Annotated in this window: 14 protein-coding genes; 13 read left to right on the top strand and 1 reads right to left on the bottom strand. The window is 72.3% G+C overall.

Annotated features, from left to right (window positions below; genetic code table 11):
- The first annotated feature begins 61 nt into the window (after positions 1–61).
- From ACFWZ5_RS18500 to rpsD, 3 genes are all read left to right on the top strand, one after another.
- Positions 62–715, top strand: coding sequence for a vitamin K epoxide reductase family protein (locus tag ACFWZ5_RS18500; RefSeq protein WP_384890863.1), 654 nt, complete (start codon positions 62–64; stop codon positions 713–715).
- 70 nt (positions 716–785) lie between these two features.
- Entirely contained in the window at positions 786–2,141 is a 1,356-nt protein-coding gene (locus ACFWZ5_RS18495) for a replication-associated recombination protein A (RefSeq protein ID WP_384801064.1), read from the top strand.
- Positions 2,142–2,479: 338 nt separating this feature from the next.
- A complete protein-coding gene (gene rpsD / locus ACFWZ5_RS18490; protein ID WP_384801067.1) occupies positions 2,480–3,094 on the top strand; it encodes a 30S ribosomal protein S4 in 615 nt (204 codons plus the stop codon).
- Positions 3,095–3,116: 22 nt separating this feature from the next.
- Here the strand turns inward: rpsD and ACFWZ5_RS18485 are convergent, their stop codons facing one another.
- The gene (locus ACFWZ5_RS18485) at positions 3,117–5,309 is read right to left on the bottom strand and encodes an ATP-binding protein (RefSeq protein WP_384801070.1); all 2,193 of its coding nucleotides are present in this window, start codon (positions 5,307–5,309) and stop codon (positions 3,117–3,119) included.
- Between the two features lie 220 nt (positions 5,310–5,529).
- Between ACFWZ5_RS18485 and ACFWZ5_RS18480 the strand changes: the two genes are divergently transcribed.
- The 10 genes from ACFWZ5_RS18480 to ACFWZ5_RS18435 all read left to right on the top strand — a co-directional run bounded on the left by ACFWZ5_RS18480 (position 5,530) and on the right by ACFWZ5_RS18435 (position 16,151).
- Entirely contained in the window at positions 5,530–5,958 is a 429-nt protein-coding gene (locus tag ACFWZ5_RS18480; protein ID WP_384801073.1) for a DUF948 domain-containing protein, read from the top strand.
- Positions 5,959–5,965: 7 nt separating this feature from the next.
- A complete protein-coding gene (locus tag ACFWZ5_RS18475; protein ID WP_384801076.1) occupies positions 5,966–6,328 on the top strand; it encodes a DUF6167 family protein in 363 nt (120 codons plus the stop codon).
- Complete coding sequence (gene alaS, locus ACFWZ5_RS18470; protein ID WP_384801079.1) at positions 6,328–8,997, top strand: alanine--tRNA ligase; 2,670 nt, start codon at positions 6,328–6,330, stop codon at positions 8,995–8,997. Before ACFWZ5_RS18475 ends, alaS begins: the two co-directional genes overlap by 1 nt.
- Positions 8,997–9,461: a Holliday junction resolvase RuvX gene (gene ruvX, locus ACFWZ5_RS18465; RefSeq protein ID WP_384801082.1), complete on the top strand. Its 465-nt coding sequence runs from the start codon at positions 8,997–8,999 to the stop codon at positions 9,459–9,461. Before alaS ends, ruvX begins: the two co-directional genes overlap by 1 nt.
- Before the next feature lie 125 nt (positions 9,462–9,586).
- Positions 9,587–11,272 (top strand): endolytic transglycosylase MltG, encoded by a 1,686-nt coding sequence (gene mltG, locus ACFWZ5_RS18460; protein WP_384801085.1) that lies wholly within the window; start codon positions 9,587–9,589, stop codon positions 11,270–11,272.
- Positions 11,250–12,095, top strand: a complete 846-nt coding sequence (locus ACFWZ5_RS18455) for a shikimate dehydrogenase (protein ID WP_384801088.1) — start codon at positions 11,250–11,252, stop codon at positions 12,093–12,095. Before mltG ends, ACFWZ5_RS18455 begins: the two co-directional genes overlap by 23 nt.
- Positions 12,096–12,267: 172 nt before the next feature.
- Positions 12,268–13,452 (top strand): chorismate synthase, encoded by a 1,185-nt coding sequence (gene aroC, locus ACFWZ5_RS18450; protein WP_384801091.1) that lies wholly within the window; start codon positions 12,268–12,270, stop codon positions 13,450–13,452.
- Between the two features lie 44 nt (positions 13,453–13,496).
- On the top strand, positions 13,497–13,979 hold the full coding sequence (locus ACFWZ5_RS18445) for a shikimate kinase (RefSeq protein ID WP_384890860.1): 483 nt from the start codon (positions 13,497–13,499) through the stop codon (positions 13,977–13,979).
- Positions 13,976–15,067 carry a 3-dehydroquinate synthase gene (gene aroB / locus ACFWZ5_RS18440; protein ID WP_384801094.1) on the top strand — a complete coding sequence of 364 codons (1,092 nt, stop codon included), beginning with the start codon at positions 13,976–13,978 and terminating at the stop codon, positions 15,065–15,067. Before ACFWZ5_RS18445 ends, aroB begins: the two co-directional genes overlap by 4 nt.
- A gap of 157 nt (positions 15,068–15,224) precedes the next feature.
- Complete coding sequence (locus ACFWZ5_RS18435) at positions 15,225–16,151, top strand: Pro-rich N-terminal domain-containing protein (protein ID WP_384801097.1); 927 nt, start codon at positions 15,225–15,227, stop codon at positions 16,149–16,151.
- Positions 16,152–16,802 lie beyond the last annotated feature (651 nt).

Here is a 16,802-nt window from a genome sequence, read left to right as displayed (position 1 = left end):
CACAGGCACGTACGGCACAATGACCCTGCCCGCAGCCACGACGAGCGACGGAAACGGCGTGATGAGCAAACCATTGTCAGTAAAGGCGTCAGTGAAGGACGGCGCCGCCTCCGGCGAGGACCGCGACGACGCCCCTGCTTCCGTCGGCGGCAGCCGTGCGTTCGCGCTGCTTTTGGTGATCACGGGTGCGGCGGGGCTGCTGGCGTCGTGGGTGATCACGCTCGACAAGTTCGAGCTGTTGAAGGATCCGAACTTCCAGCCGGGGTGCAGCATCAACCCGGTGGTGGCGTGCGGCAGCATCATGAAGAGCGAGCAGGCGGAGGCGTTCGGGTTCCCGAATCCGATGCTGGGGCTTGCCGCGTACGCCGTGGTGATCGGTGTGGGCATGAGTCTGCTGGGGCGGGCCCGCTTTCCGCGCTGGTACTGGCTGACGTTCAACGCGGGCACGCTGTTCGGGGTCGGGTTCTGCACCTGGTTGCAGTTCCAGTCGCTGTACCGGATCAACGCGCTGTGCCTGTGGTGCTGCCTGGCCTGGGTCGCCACGATCCTGATGTTCTGGTACGTCACTTCGTTCAACGTCCGCAACGGCTTCCTGCCCGCGCCCGGCTGGCTGAAGACCTTCTTCGAGGACTTCACCTGGGCCCTGCCGGTCGTGCACATCGGGATCATCGCCATGCTGATCCTCACGCGGTGGGGCTCCGACCTCTGGGTCTGACCGCCCGGTCCGGTGGCCCCGTCCGGCGGCCCCGGCCTGATTGTCAGTGGGGTGACATAGGGTTCTCGACGTGGAGCCCGACCTGTTCACCGCCGCCGCCGAGGACCGCCAGGAGAAGGACCCGGCGAGCAGTCCCCTGGCCGTCCGGATGCGCCCGCGCACGCTCGACGAGGTCGTGGGCCAGCAGCATCTGCTGCGGCCCGGATCGCCGCTGCGCCGGCTCGTCGGCGAGAGCGGGGGAGGGCCCGCGGGACCGTCGTCGGTGTTCCTGTGGGGCCCGCCCGGCATCGGCAAGACGACGCTGGCGTACGTGGTCTCCAAGGCGACGAACAAGCGCTTCGTGGAGCTCTCCGCGATCACCGCGGGCGTCAAGGAGGTCCGCGCGGTCATCGACGGCGCGCGCCGGGCGATGGGCGGCCACGGCAAGGAGACCGTCCTCTTCCTCGACGAGATCCACCGCTTCAGCAAGGCCCAGCAGGACTCCCTCCTCCCGGCCGTGGAGAACCGCTGGGTGACCCTGATCGCGGCGACCACGGAGAACCCGTACTTCTCGGTGATCTCCCCGCTCCTGTCCCGCTCGCTGCTCCTGACCCTGGAGCCGCTCACGGACGACGACCTGCGGGCCCTCCTGAAGCGCGCCCTCACCGAGGAGCGCGGCCTCGGGGGAGCGGTCACCCTGCCCGAGGACGCCGAGGCGCACCTCCTGCGCGTCGCGGGCGGCGACGCGCGCCGCGCCCTGACCGCCCTGGAGGCGGGCGCGGGCGCGGCCTTGGCCAAGGGCGAGCAGGAGATCACGCTCCAGACCCTGGAGGAGTCGGTCGACCGTGCGGCGGTCAAGTACGACCGCGCGGGCGACCAGCACTACGACGTCGCGAGCGCCCTCATCAAGTCCATCCGCGGCTCCGACGTCGACGCCGCCCTGCACTATCTGGCCCGGATGATCGAGGCCGGCGAGGACCCCCGGTTCATCGCCCGCCGCCTGATGATCTCCGCGAGCGAGGACATCGGCCTCGCCGACCCGACGGCGCTGCCCACGGCGGTCGCGGCCGCCCAGGCCGTCGCCATGATCGGCTTCCCGGAGGCCGCGCTCACGCTCAGCCACGCCACGATCGCCCTCGCCCTCGCCCCGAAGTCCAACGCGGCGACGACGGCGATCGGCGCCGCCCTGGAGGACGTCCGCAAGGGCCACGCGGGCCCCGTCCCGCCCCACCTGCGCGACGGCCACTACAAGGGCGCGGCCAAGCTCGGCCACGCCCAGGGGTATGTGTACCCGCACGACCTGCCCGAGGGCATCGCCGCGCAGCAGTACGCCCCGGACGCCCTCAAGGACCGCGAGTACTACACCCCGACCCGGCACGGCGCCGAGGCCCGGTACGCGGATGCGGTCGACTGGACCAGGAAGCACCTCGGTCGCAAGCGGCCCTGAGCACCCTGTAAACTGCCTCGAAGTGCTGAGTCCCGTGTCCGGTCCCCGACCGGCGTCACCAGAGCGGGACACCCAGCCGGAACCCCACCGCCGCGCACGCTCGCGCGGCACCGGGGATCCAGGAGCGTCGCGCACCGTCGAAGGTGTCGCGGGCAGCCCACCACCATCCCCCCGGGGAAGCGGTCGGTGGGCCACTCGCGTGCTGCACGTATGTGCCCAGACCAGAGAGCGGCTGCCGGGCGAGCCTCAGGGCCCGCCGGGTTTCCCTGGCTGCGGATGCGACCTCCCCTAACCCTGGTGAAGCCGATCACGTACCAGAAAACAGAGGTGTTTGGTTCATGGCGAACCAGTCCCGCCCCAAGGTCAAGAAGTCGCGTGCCCTCGGCATCGCGCTGACCCCGAAGGCCGTCAAGTACTTCGAGGCCCGCCCCTACCCGCCGGGCGAGCACGGCCGCGGCCGCAAGCAGAACTCGGACTACAAGGTCCGTCTGCTCGAGAAGCAGCGTCTGCGCGCGCAGTACGACGTGTCCGAGCGCCAGCTCGTCCGCGCCTACGAGCGTGCCTCCAAGGTCCAGGGCAAGACCGGTGAGGCCCTGATCATCGAGCTCGAGCGCCGTCTCGACGCCCTGGTCCTGCGTTCGGGCATCGCCCGCACGATCTACCAGGCCCGCCAGATGGTCGTCCACGGCCACATCGAGGTCAACGGCCACAAGGTCGACAAGCCGTCCTTCCGCGTGAAGCCGGACGACGTCGTCATGGTCCGCGAGCGCAGCCGCCAGAAGCCGCTGTTCGAGGTCGCGCGCGAGGGTGGCTTCGCCGCCGACGGCGAGACCCCGCGCTACCTCCAGGTCAACCTGAAGGCCCTGGCCTTCCGCCTGGACCGCGAGCCGAACCGCAAGGAGATCCCCGTGATCTGCGACGAGCAGCTCGTCGTCGAGTACTACGCCCGCTGACCCGGACGTAGCCTCACCTGGCTCAGCCCGCCGTCTCCCCGCCCTTCGTGGTGGGGGAGGCGGCGGGCTTTCGCGTGTGCGGGGCCGGTACGTCACCGCGCCGCGGCTGCCGACCCTCGGCCACCGGCGCCCGGTGCCCGCCGAGGGCCCGGGCGACCGCCGCGTCCCGCCCGAGCTCCGCGCCGGACCGCACGCACGCCTCGTACCGCTCGTCGCCGAGCCGCTCCCTGGCCTTCGCCTCGCACAGCGCGTGCGGCCCGCCGAAGTACTCCGAGCCGAACAGCGCGAGCCCCACCGACGGCCAGATCCGCGACGCCACGCCCTGCAGCACCGCCGCCTCCGCCGCGTCGCCCTCCGCCACCGTGAACAGCGCGAGCAGCTCCACCGCGAGCACCGTGCCGAGCAGGTCGTGGAAGGTGTGGTCGAGGTCGAGGCACCGCGTGACCAGGTCCCGCGCGAGGTCCGGCTCGCCGCGCGTCCACGCCGCGTACCCGAGGACGTACAGCGCGTACGCGAGGGCCCAGCGCTCGCCGTGGTCCTCGCAGACCTGCCGGACCTCCTCGCACAGCTCCACCGCGTCGCCGAGCGCGCCCTGGAAGGCGAGGGCCATCGCCAGCTCGACCTGCCCCATCAGCACATTGCTGTTCAGCTCGCCGATTCGCCGGTACGCGTCGAGCGCCGCGCGCAGCAGGCGCTCCGCGCGCGGCATGTCGTCCGTGACCAGCGCCAGACAGCCCAGGCGGTGCACGGCGTACGCGGCCGCGACGGGGCTGCCCGTGAGCTCCGCCGTGTCCTTGCACTCCTGCAGGGCGCTCAGCGCGGGCACCGTGTCGCCCTGCAGGATCGCGACGTAGCCGAGCACCCACAGCGCCTTCAGACGCGAGTCCTCGTGCGTGCCCTCCAGCTCGACGGCCCGGTCCAGCCAGTGCCTGCCCTCCGCGAGCCGCCCGCAGCCGACCCAGCAGAACCACAGCGTGCCCGCCAGGTACTGCCCGAGGTGCGTCTCGTCCGGGTCGGTGAGGCAGAACTCCAGGGCGGCCCGCAGATTGGGCAGCTCGCACTCGACGAGCGTGGCCACCGCCTCCTGCCGCGGCGAGAACCAGTCGAGCTCGCACCAGGTGGCGAGGCCCATGTACCAGTCGCGGTGCCTGCGCCGCATGCGCTCCGCGTCGCCCGTGGCCGCCAGCCAGTCCGCGCCGTACGCCCTGACGGTGTCGAGCATGCGGTAGCGCACGCCCGTCGGGCTCTCCTCGCGGGCCAGGACCGACTGCGCGAGCAGCTCGTCCACGACGTCGAGGACGTCGTCGGCGTGCAGCCCCTCGCCGCTGCACACGTACTCGACCGCCTCCAGGTCGAACGGGCCGGAGAACACCGAGAGGCGCGCCCACAGCAGCCGCTCCTGCGCCGTGCACAGCTCATGGCTCCAGCCGATCGCCGTCCGCAGCGTCTGATGCCGCGGCAGCGCGTCGCGCCGGGTCCCGCTCAGGAGCCGGAACCGGTCGTCGAGGCGGGACAGGAGCTGCCCGGGGGACAGCGCCCGCAGGCGGCCCGCGGCCAGCTCGACGGCGAGCGGGATGCCGTCGAGGCGGCGGCAGAGTTCGAGGACGTCGGCCCGGTCGCCGCCGTCGAGCGCGAAGCCGGGCAGGCAGGCCGCCGCCCGGTCGGCGAACAGGGCGGCCGCGTCCGCCTCCGGCATCGGGGCGAGCGGGAAGACCCGCTCGCTCTCGGCGCCGAGCGGTCTGCGGCCCGCCGCGAGCACCCGCAGCCCCGGGCAGCGCAGGAGCAGCTCCCGCACGAGCGATGCGGTGGCGTCCACCAGGTGCTCGAAGCCGTCCACCACGAGCAGCAGCTCGCGCCCCGAGAGCCGGTCGAGAAGCACCTGGCGCGGCGACCTGCTGGTGTGGTCGGTCAGGTCGAGGGCGCCGGCGAGCGCGTGTTCCACGAGGTGCGGGTCCCGCACCGGCGCGAGCTCCACCAGCCAGGCGCCGTCGCGCGGCCGGACCGCGGCGGCCGCCCGCACGGCGAGCCGCGACTTGCCCACGCCGCCGACCCCGGTCACCGTGACCAGGCGCGCCGACGCCAACGCGTCGGTCAGCGCGGCGAGTTCGGCGGTGCGCCCGACGAAGGCGGTGAGCTCCGCGGGCAGGTTCCCGGGCGTGCGGGGCTGGGGTGAGGAATCGTTCCGACGGCCGTCGGGGCGCTGAGAGCGTCGCATGGGGAACGGAGCGTACTCATGCGTACGCAGTCCGTACAATCTGTTCGCCCACTTCGCGCGGGCGCCGCCCGCGCCAAGTGCCGCGTGCGGTAATGCGGTACGGAGGGCGGGCCCCGGCGCGATAGGGTCGGAGCACTACTTTTCGACGTTCGACGACCTTGGAACCCACAGGGGCATCCCACGGGGGAATCCAGGGCGGTGTCTCAGGGAGCGGTGCGCAGTGTCCGGTGGAGAGGTGGCCGGGATCCTGGTGGCCGTCTTCTGGGCGATTCTGGTCTCCTTCCTGGCGGTGGCGCTGGCGAGGCTGGCGCAGACGCTCAGGGCGACCACCAAGCTCGTCGCGGACGTGACCGAGCAGGCGGTGCCGCTCCTCGCGGACGCCTCGGAGGCGGTGCGCTCCGCACAGACCCAGATCGACCGCGTCGACGCGATCGCCTCGGACGTCCAGGAGGTCACGTCGAACGCGTCGGCGCTGTCCAGCACCGTCGCCACGACCTTCGGCGGACCCCTCGTCAAGGTCGCGGCCTTCGGCTACGGAGTGCGCCGGGCCCTCGGTCGTAAAGAAGTGCCCGCCAAGCCGTCCCGTCGTACGGTGATCGTGGGCCGCACCCTCCCGTCCGCACGGCGGGGCAAGCGGAAGAAGGACTGACGCAGCGATGTTCCGCCGTACGTTCTGGTTCACAGCGGGCGCAGCCGCCGGCGTATGGGCCACCACGAAGGTCAACCGCAAGCTGAAGCAGCTCACCCCGGAGAGCCTCGCCGCACGGGCCGCCGACAAGGCGCTCGAAGCCGGGCACCGGCTCAAGGACTTCGCGCTCGACGTCCGCGACGGCATGGCCGAGCGCGAGGCCGAACTGGACGACGCCCTCGGCCTGAACGCCCCGGTCGAACCCGAACTGCCCGCCCAGCGCCGCCTCGCGGTCGTGGAGCACCACGCCCGCAGGAGCCCGAAGTCCCTGGGCGGCGCCACGAACACGACGAACACGACGTACCCGTACAACCGGAATGAGGACCACTGATGGAGTCGGCTGAAATCCGCCGCCGCTGGCTGCGCTTCTTCGAGGAGCGCGGGCACAAGGTCGTGCCGTCGGCGTCGCTGATCGCAGACGACCCGACGCTGCTCCTCGTCCCCGCGGGCATGGTGCCCTTCAAGCCCTACTTCCTGGGTGAGACCAAGCCGCCCGCCCCGCGCGTCACCAGCGTCCAGAAGTGCGTCCGCACCCCGGACATCGAAGAGGTCGGCAAGACCACGCGGCACGGCACGTTCTTCCAGATGTGCGGCAACTTCTCCTTCGGTGACTACTTCAAGGAAGGCGCCATCAAGCTCGCCTGGGAGCTGCTCACCAGCTCCGTGGCGGACGGCGGCTACGGCCTCGACCCGGAGAAGCTCTGGATCACGGTCTACAAGGAGGACGACGAGGCCGAGCGCATCTGGCGCGACGTCGTCGGCGTCCCCGCCGAGCGCATCCAGCGCCTGGGCATGGGCCCCAACTTCTGGTCGATGGGCGTGCCGGGACCCTGCGGCCCGTGCTCCGAGATCAACTACGACCGCGGCCCCGAGTTCGGCGAGGAGGGCGGCCCCGCGGTCAACGACGAGCGCTACGTGGAGATCTGGAACCTGGTCTTCATGCAGTACGAGCGCGGCCCGGGCCAGGGCAAGGAGGACTTCCCGATCCTCGGCGACCTGCCGTCGAAGAACATCGACACGGGTCTCGGCCTGGAGCGCCTCGCCATGATCCTGCAGGGCGTGCAGAACATGTACGAGACCGACACCCTGCGCGTCGTCATGGACAAGGCCACCGAGCTGACCGGCGTGCGCTACGGCGCCGACCACGGCACGGACGTCTCGCTGCGCGTGGTCGCCGACCACATGCGTACCTCCGTGATGCTCATCGGCGACGGCGTCACGCCCGGCAACGAGGGCCGTGGGTACGTGCTGCGCCGCATCATGCGCCGCGCCATCCGCAACATGCGCCTGCTCGGCGCCTCGGGCCCGGTCGTGGCCGAGCTCGTCGACACGGTCATCAAGACCATGGGCGAGCAGTACCCGGAGCTCCTCACCGAGCGCAAGCGCATCGAGACCGTCGCCCTCGCCGAAGAAGCCGCCTTCCTGAAGGCCCTCAAGGGCGGCACGAACATCCTCGACACCGCCGTCACCGAGACCAAGGCCGCCGGTTCCACCGTGCTGCCCGGCGACAAGGCGTTCCTGCTCCACGACACGTGGGGCTTCCCGATCGACCTCACCCTGGAGATGGCCGCCGAGCAGGGCCTCTCCGTCGACGAGGACGGCTTCCGGCGCCTGATGAAGGAGCAGCGGGAGCGCGCCAAGGCCGACGCCCAGGCCAAGAAGACCGGCCACGCCGACCTCGGCGCCTACCGCGAGATCGCCGACAACTCCGGCGCCACGGACTTCACCGGCTACGCCCTCACCGAGAACGAGGCCGTGATCGTCGGCCTCCTCGTCAACGGCGTCTCCTCGCCCGCCGCCACCGAGGGCGACGAGGTCGAGGTCGTCCTGGACCGCACCCCGTTCTACGCCGAGGGCGGCGGCCAGATCGGCGACACCGGCCGCATCCGCCTGGACAGCGGCGCCGTCGTCGAGATCCGCGACGTCCAGAAGCCCGTGCCCGGCGTGCACGTCCACAAGGGCGTCGTCCAGGTCGGCGAGATCACCGTCGGCGCCCCGGTGTGGGCCTCCATCGACGCCCACCGCCGCCGCGCCATCGCCCGCGCCCACTCCGCCACGCACCTCACGCACCAGGCGCTGCGCGACGCGCTCGGCCCGACGGCCGCCCAGGCCGGATCGGAGAACCAGCCCGGCCGCTTCCGCTTCGACTTCGGCTCCCCGTCGGCCGTGCCCACGGCCGTGATGACGGACGTCGAGCAGAAGATCAACGAGGTCCTCTCGCGCGAGCTCGACGTCCAGGCCGAGGTCATGTCGATCGACGAGGCCAAGAAGCAGGGCGCCATCGCCGAGTTCGGCGAGAAGTACGGCGAGCGCGTGCGCGTCGTCACGATCGGCGACTTCTCCAAGGAGCTGTGCGGCGGCACGCACGTGCACAACACCGCCCAGCTCGGCCTGGTGAAGCTGCTCGGCGAGTCCTCGATCGGCTCCGGCGTACGGCGCATCGAGGCCCTGGTCGGCGTGGACGCGTACAACTTCCTCGCCAAGGAGCACACGGTCGTCGCCCAGCTCCAGGAGCTCGTCAAGGGCCGCCCCGAGGAGCTGCCCGAGAAGATCTCCGGCATGCTCGCCAAGCTGAAGGACGCCGAGAAGGAGATCGAGAAGTTCCGCGCGGAGAAGGTCCTGGCGGCCGCCGCCGGGCTCGCCCAGGGCGCCAAGGACGTCCACGGCATCGCTCTCGTCACCGGCCAGGTCCCGGACGGCACGGGCGCCGACGACCTGCGCAAGCTGGTCCTCGACGTGCGCGGCCGCATCCCCGGCGACCGCCCGGCGGTCGTGGCCCTGTTCACGGCCGTCAACGGCAAGCCGCTCACGGTCATCGCCACCAACGAAGCCGCGCGCGAGCGTGGCCTCAAGGCCGGTGACCTGGTCCGCACCGCCGCCAAGACCCTCGGCGGCGGAGGCGGCGGCAAGCCGGACGTCGCCCAGGGCGGCGGCCAGAACGTGGCCGCGGTCGGCGACGCCATCGCCGCCGTCGAGCGCCTCGTCGGCGAAACCGCCTGATGCGCCGCGGCAGACGCCTCGCGATCGACGTCGGGGACGCCCGCATCGGGGTCGCCTCGTGCGACCCCGACGGGATCCTCGCGACGCCGGTGGAGACGGTGCCGGGCCGGGACGTCCCGGCCGCCCACCGCCGGCTGCGCCAGCTCGTCGAGGAGTACGAGCCGATCGAGGTCGTCGTCGGGCTCCCTCGCTCCCTCAAGGGGGGCGAGGGCCCGGCCGCCGTCAAGGTCCGCGCCTTCGCCCAGACGCTCGCCGCGGGGATCACCCCCGTTCCGGTGAGGCTCGTGGACGAGAGGATGACCACAGTGACGGCGAGCCAGGGCCTGCGGGCCTCCGGCGTGAAGTCCAAAAAGGGCAGGTCTGTCATCGATCAGGCCGCGGCCGTGATCATCCTCCAGCAGGCCCTGGAGTCCGAACGGGCGTCAGGAGAGGCCCCCGGCGAGGGCGTCGAAGTGGTCATCTGATCGCGATACGGTAACGTTCCGCGCGGTGTGGCGGCGTTCGAACAGCCGCCGCACAGCATCAAGAGGCGGAACGGTTGCCCTGGGATCCAGGCCGCGGCCCCCGCCTCGCGGCTCGTAGGGGATCGATGACTGAGTATGGCCGGGGCCCAGGCTCCGAACCGTGGCATCCGGAGGACCCGTTGTACGGGGACGGCGGATGGGGAGGACAGCAGGCCGCGAACGGCCCGTCCCCCTACGGCGGCCAGGGGCAGTACCACCCTCAGGAGCCGCATCAGGGCCACCCCCAGCAGCACCCCCAGCAGGACCCGTACGGCGACTGGAGCACCGGCGGGCAGCAGTCGTACGGCGATCAGCAGGGGTACGCCGCTGCTCAGGCGCAGTACGGCGGCGGCCGGCCGCAGGACGGCGGCTGGGACAGCGGCCCGCAGGGCCAGGTCCCCTACGGCGGTGACCCGGCGGACCCCTACGGCGGGCAGCCCGGGGGCTACGCCGAGGAGCGCCCCGACTTCTACGGCACGCCGGACGCGTACCCGCCGCCGGAACCGCCGGGACACCGGCGCCCCGCGCCCGAACCGGAACCCGAGACCGGCTGGGACCCCGGGCCCGACCAGGGTGAGCACGCCTTCTTCGCGGGCGGCGACGACGAGGACGACGACGCCGACGAGCCGGGGCGCGGCGGGGGCCGCGGGGAGCGGCGCGGACGCGGCGGCAAGAAGTCGAAGAAGAAACGCAACGGCTGCGCCTGCCTGGTCGTGACCCTGGTCTTCGCGGGCGGGCTCGGCGGCGTCGGCTATTTCGGCTACCAGTTCTACCAGGATCGTTTCGGCTCGGCGCCCGACTACTCCGGCGACGGCATTGCCGCGAAGGCCACCGTCACCATTGACAAGGGCTCGACCGGAAGCTCCATCGGGCAGAAGCTCAAGGAAGCCGGCGTCGTCAAGAGCATTGACGCGTTCGTCTCCGCCCAGGGCAAGAACCCCGACGGCCAGAAGATCCAGGCGGGCGTCTACACGCTCAACAAGCAGATGTCGGCCGCGTCCGCCGTCGAATTGATGCTCAGCCCCAAGAGCCGCAACAACCTCATCATTCCGGAAGGCACCCGGAATGTGACGGTGTACAAGAAGATCGACGACCGGCTCAAGCTGCCCAAGGGCACGACGAAGGACATCGCCCAGAAGGAATGGAAGGACCTCGGTCTTCCGCAGTGGGCCGTCGCGAACATGGGCAGCAAGGTCAAGGACCCGCTGGAAGGCTTCCTCTACCCCTCCAGCTACCCGGTCGCCAAGGGTCAGAAGCCCGAGGACGTGCTGAGGAAGATGGTTGCCCAAGCCAGCGAGGAATACGGCAAGTTGGGCGTCGAGGCCAAGGCCAAGGAGCTGAAGCTCAAGAACCCGTACGAGCTGGTCACGGTCGCGAGCCTGGTGCAGGCCGAGGGCAAGACCCACGAGGACTTCCGCAAGATGGCCGAGGTCATCTACAACCGCCTGAAGCCCGGCAACATGGAGACCGTGGGCCTTCTCCAATTCGACTCGACCTTCAATTACCTGATGGGTCAGAGCAAGATCAAGATCAGCGAGAGCGAGATCAAGACCAACCCCGATCCGTACAACACGTACCGGCACACGGGGTTGCCGCCTGGTCCCATCGGAAACCCGGGCGAGGTGGCCCTGAAGGCGGCGCTCGAACCGACGAGGGACGGCTGGCTCTACTTCGTCGCCACCGACGGAATGAACAAGACCGAATTCGCCAAGACCCACACCGAATTCCTGAAGCTGAAGGAAAAGTTCAATGCGAGCACAGGGGACGGCTGAGCCCCGGCGCCGGGCGGCCGTACTCGGGTCGCCCATCGCTCACTCCCTCTCCCCGGTGCTGCACCGCGCCGCGTATCAGGAACTGGGCCTCACCGACTGGACGTACGACCGCTTCGAGGTCGACGAGGCGGCGCTGCCCGCCTTCGTGGAGCGGCTGGGGCCCGAGTGGGCGGGGCTCTCGCTCACCATGCCGCTGAAGCGCGCGGTGATTCCGCTGCTCGACTCGGTCAGCGACACCGCCGCGTCCGTGGAGGCCGTCAACACCGTCGTCCGCACGGACGACGGGCGCCTCACCGGTGACAACACCGACATCCCCGGCATCGTCGCCGCGCTGCGCGAGCGCGGCATCGAGGAGGTCGAGTCGGCGGCGATCCTCGGCGCCGGCGCCACCGCGTCGTCCGCGCTCGCCGCGCTCGCCCGGATCTGCACCGGCGAGGTCGTCGCGTACGTACGCAGCGAGGCGCGCGCCGCCGAGATGCGGCAGTGGGGCGCGCGGCTCGACGTCGAGGTGCGCACCGCGGACTGGGCGGACGCCGGGCGGGCGCTGCACGCGCCCCTGGTGATCGCCACGACCCCGGCGGGCACCACCGACGCGCTGTCCCACGCCGTGCCGGAGCGGCCGAACACGCTCTTCGACGTCCTGTACGACCCGTGGCCCACCGCACTCGCCGCCCGCTGGTCGGCGTACGGCGGGGCCGTCGTCAGCGGCCTCGACCTGCTCGTGCACCAGGCGGTGCTCCAGGTCGAGCAGATGACGGGCCGGGCACCCGCGCCGCTCGACGTGATGCGGAAGGCGGGGGAGCGGGCGCTCGCCGCGCGCTGAGCCGCCGCCGCGCCCGCCTGTTCCGCCGTCCTTCCACCGTCCATTCCGCCGTCCGTTCCGTGGACCGGGCGCGGGCCTGATCCGTGGACGTGGGAGGATCAGAGGGAGGCGGGCCAGGGCCGCGCACCCGGTCGCGCCGTCGCAGTTCGAGGCGCGAGCATGAGGAGCACCGTTGAGCAGGTTGCGCTGGCTGACCGCTGGGGAGTCCCACGGACCCGCACTCGTGGCGACGCTGGAGGGGCTTCCCGCCGGCGTTCCGATCACCACGGACATGGTGGCGGACCATCTGGCCCGGCGGCGCCTCGGCTATGGACGCGGTGCCCGGATGAAGTTCGAGCGTGACGAGGTCACCTTCCTCGGTGGCGTCCGGCACGGCCTCACCATGGGCTCGCCCGTCGCCGTCATGGTCGGCAACACCGAGTGGCCCAAGTGGGAACAGGTCATGGCGGCCGACCCGGTGGACCCGGCCGAGCTCGCCGAACTCGCCAGGAACGCGCCGCTGACCCGCCCCCGGCCCGGCCACGCGGACCTGGCCGGCATGCAGAAGTACGGCTTCGACGAGGCCCGGCCGGTCCTGGAGCGCGCCTCCGCCCGCGAGACCGCGGCCCGTGTCGCCCTCGGCGCGGTCGCCCGCTCGTACCTGAAGGAGACGGCCGGGATCGAGATCGTCTCCCACGTCGTGGAGCTGGCCGCGGCCAAGGCCCCCTACGGCGTCTACCCGACCCCCGCCGACGTCGAGAAGCTCGACGCCGACCCGGTGCGCTGCCTGGACGCCGACGCGTCGAAGGCGATGGTCGCGGAGATCGACCAGGCCAAGAAGGACGGCGACACCCTGGGCGGCGTGGTCGAGGTCCTGGCGTACGGCGTTCCGGTCGGCCTCGGCTCGCACGTGCACTGGGACCGGCGGCTCGACGCGCGGCTCGCCGCCGCGCTCATGGGCATCCAGGCCATCAAGGGCGTCGAGGTCGGCGACGGCTTCGAGCTCGCGCGCGTGCCCGGCTCGCAGGCGCACGACGAGATCGTCGCCACGGACGAGGGCGTCAGGCGCGCCACCGGCCGCTCCGGCGGCACCGAGGGCGGCCTCACCACCGGTGAGCTGCTGCGCGTACGCGCCGCGATGAAGCCCATCGCGACCGTGCCGCGCGCCCTCGCCACCATCGACGTCGTCACCGGCGAGGCCACCCAGGCCCACCACCAGCGCTCCGACGTCTGCGCCGTCCCGGCCGCGGGCATCGTCGCCGAGGCCATGGTGGCGCTGGTGCTCGCCGACGCGGTCGCGGAGAAGTTCGGCGGCGACAGCGTGCCGGAGACCCGGCGCAACGTGCAGTCGTACCTCGACAACCTCCAGATCCGGTGAGCGACGAAGCCGGCACGGGCCCGTGCGTCGTCCTCGTCGGACCCATGGGCTCCGGCAAGTCCACGGTGGGCGCGCTGCTCGCCGAGCGGCTCGGCGCGCCCTACCGGGACACCGACGCCGACATCGTCGCGGCACAGGGGCGGGAGATCGCCGACATCTTCGTCGACGAGGGCGAGCCGTACTTCCGTGACCTGGAGCGCGAGGCGGTGCGCAGCGCCGTCGCCGAGCACGAGGGGGTCCTCTCCCTCGGCGGCGGCGCGATCCTCGACGCGTCCACGCGCGAGGTGCTGCGCGGCCTGCCCGTCGTCTATCTGTCGATGGACGTCGAAGAGGCCGTGCGGCGCGTCGGCCTGAACACCGCCCGGCCGCTGCTCGCCGTCAACCCGCGCAAGCAGTGGCGCGAACTGATGGACGCGCGCCGCCATCTGTACGAAGAAGTCGCCCGCGCTGTCGTCGCCACCGACGGCCGCACCCCCGAAGACGTCGCGCAGGCGGTCCTGGACGCACTGGAGTTGAAGGCAGCATGAGCGAGACAGTGACCCGCATCCACGTCGGCGGCAGCGCGGGCACCGAACCGTACGAGGTCCTCGTCGGACGCCAGCTGCTCGGTGAGCTCGGCGGCCTGATCGGCGCCGCCGCCAAGCGCGTCGCCGTCATCCACCCCGAGGCGCTCGCCGGCACCGGCGACGCGCTCCGCCAGGACCTGGCGGACCAGGGGTACGAGGCCGTGGCCATCCAGGTGCCCAACGCCGAGGAGGCCAAGACCGCCGAGGTCGCCGCGTACTGCTGGAAGGCGCTCGGCCAGTCCGGCTTCACCCGCACCGACGTGATCGTCGGCGTGGGCGGGGGCGCCACCACCGACCTCGCCGGGTTCGTGGCCGCGACCTGGCTGCGCGGGGTGCGCTGGATCGCCGTGCCGACGACCGTGCTCGCCATGGTCGACGCGGCGGTCGGCGGGAAGACCGGCATCAACACCGCCGAGGGCAAGAACCTGGTCGGCTCCTTCCACCCGCCCGCGGGCGTGCTCTGCGACCTGGCGGCGCTCGACTCCCTGCCGGTGCACGACTACGTCTCCGGGCTCGCCGAGATCATCAAGGCGGGCTTCATCGCCGATCCGGCCATCCTCGACCTGATCGAGGCCGACCCGCAGGCGGCACGGACGCCCACGGGACCGCACACCGCCGAGCTCATCGAGCGCTCCATCAGGGTCAAGGCCGAGGTGGTCTCCGGCGACCTCAAGGAGTCGGGCCTGCGCGAGATCCTCAACTACGGCCACACGCTCGCCCACGCCATCGAGAAGAACGAGCGCTACAAGTGGCGGCACGGCGCGGCCGTCGCCGTCGGCATGCACTTCGCGGCCGAACTCGGCCGCCTCGCCGGGCGGTTGGACGACGCCACGGCCGACCGGCACCGCACGGTCCTCGAGTCCGTCGGTCTGCCGCTCAGCTACCGCTACGACCAGTGGCCCAAGCTCCTGGAGACCATGAAGGTCGACAAGAAGTCCCGGGGCGACCTGCTGCGCTTCATCGTCCTCGACGGCCTCGCCAAGCCGACGGTCCTCGAGGGCCCCGATCCGGCGGTGCTGCTCGCCGCGTACGGGGAAGTCGCCGACTGACCGTCCGTTCCGTCCGGTGCCGGGCGGTTCGAACAAGCCACGGGCACTTCGCGGCCGCCCCGGCCGTTCACACAACGTCGGCCGGGGACGGTACCGTTCGGTACGGGTGGCCCTGCCGCCCGTACCAGGTCAGTCGTACGAGACGGAGTGGCACCGGATGCAGCACGCGTGGGGTTCTCCGCTGCCGCCGCCCCCTCAGCCGGGGCACGGACCGGCCACCGGATGGTCCCCGGCCGCGCACCACCCGAGCGCCCCGCCGCCGGGTGCCGCGCCCCCTCCCGCCGGACCGGTTCCTGTTCCGCACGCACCGGGCGCCCACCAGGGCCATGGAGTCCCGCACACACCGCTGGCCCCCCAGGGCCCGGGGATGCCGCACGCCCCGGGAGCGGTGCACGCACCCGGTGCCCCCGCGGCGCCCGCCCCGGCCCCGCCCACCCGGGACGTCACCAGCCACATCCAGCTCCCGCCCGGCGGCCCCGTCGCCGTGCCGAGCCCCCCGCCGGGGCCCGCCCCCGCGGACACGGGCTCCACGACGCTCGCCGTGCTGCTCATCGGGCCCGCGGGCGCGGGCAAGACCAGCGTCGCGAAGTACTGGGCCGAGCACCGGCGCGTGCCGACGGCCCACATCAGCCTGGACGACGTCCGCGAATGGGTGCGCTCCGGCTTCGCCGACCCGCAGTCGGGGTGGAACGACAACTCCGAGGCGCAGTACCGCCTGGCCCGCCGCACCTGCGGCTTCGCCGCCCGGAACTTCCTGGCCAACGGCATCTCCTGCGTCCTCGACGACGCCGTCTTCCCGGACCGCCCGGTCGTCGGGCTCGGCGGCTGGAAGCGGCACGTGGGTCCCGGCCTGCTGCCCGTCGTCCTCCTGCCGGGCCTGGAGATCGTCCTGGAGCGCAACGCCCAGCGCAGCGGCAACCGCCGCCTCACGGACGAAGAGGTCGCCCGCATCCACGGCCGCATGGCCGGCTGGTACGGCTCGGGCCTGCCCATCATCGACAACTCCCAGCTGGACGTCCCCGCGACGGCCCGCCTCCTGGACGACGTCCTGGCCCGGGCGCTGACGAGCCCGCCGAAGTGGTAGCCACGCGGTAGCTGGCCCCTGGGCCTGTTGCGCGGTCCGTCGTCCGCGTCCGGCGCGGCTCTCTTGCGGCCCGCTCGTCGCGGTGAACCGACTGATACAGGCCAGGGCCCGCGGGGGCCCGCGGGAGCGGGGGTGGCGGCTCGCGTGCGGCTGTTGTGAGGGGCGTTGTCCGTGTGGTGGCGGGGGACGGGTGGCGGGTGGCGGTCTGGTCCAGCCGGCCGTCGGCCGCTGGCCGCCGGTCGTGGGGCTTGGCGGACGCCCGCGGTCGGCGGTGCCGCGGCCCGGCTGAGGCCTGTCGTGTCATCCGTCGGCGGTGAAGTGAATGCGACGCATGCCACTCCTACGAAGCCGCGGGCTCTGGGCAACTGCCGGTGCCCAGAGCCCGTAATCGGCGGCTTCCGGCGCCCGGCGGGGGCGGGCGCGTTCTGTGGGGGCGGTCCCCCGAGCCCGGGTGGGGCCCCGTCGGCCGCAGCCGCCCGGGCCGGTGCCTCCCTTCCTCACGGGAGCGCGTCGCGGACCCCGCCCGCCGCAGCCGCCCGGGGCCGGTGACCACTTCCGGCCGCCCTGCCGACCCCGTACCGGCGCGCCCAGGCCTCTCTCTGCGCTCCAGCCCTCTCCGTTCCTCCAAGAGCGCGTCGCGGACCCCACCCG

Source organism: Streptomyces sp. NPDC059003 (assembly GCF_042740445.1).
In the GTDB taxonomy this organism is placed as follows: Bacteria; Actinomycetota; Actinomycetes; order Streptomycetales; family Streptomycetaceae; genus Streptomyces.
This window is presented reverse-complemented; position numbering and strand designations above follow the sequence as displayed.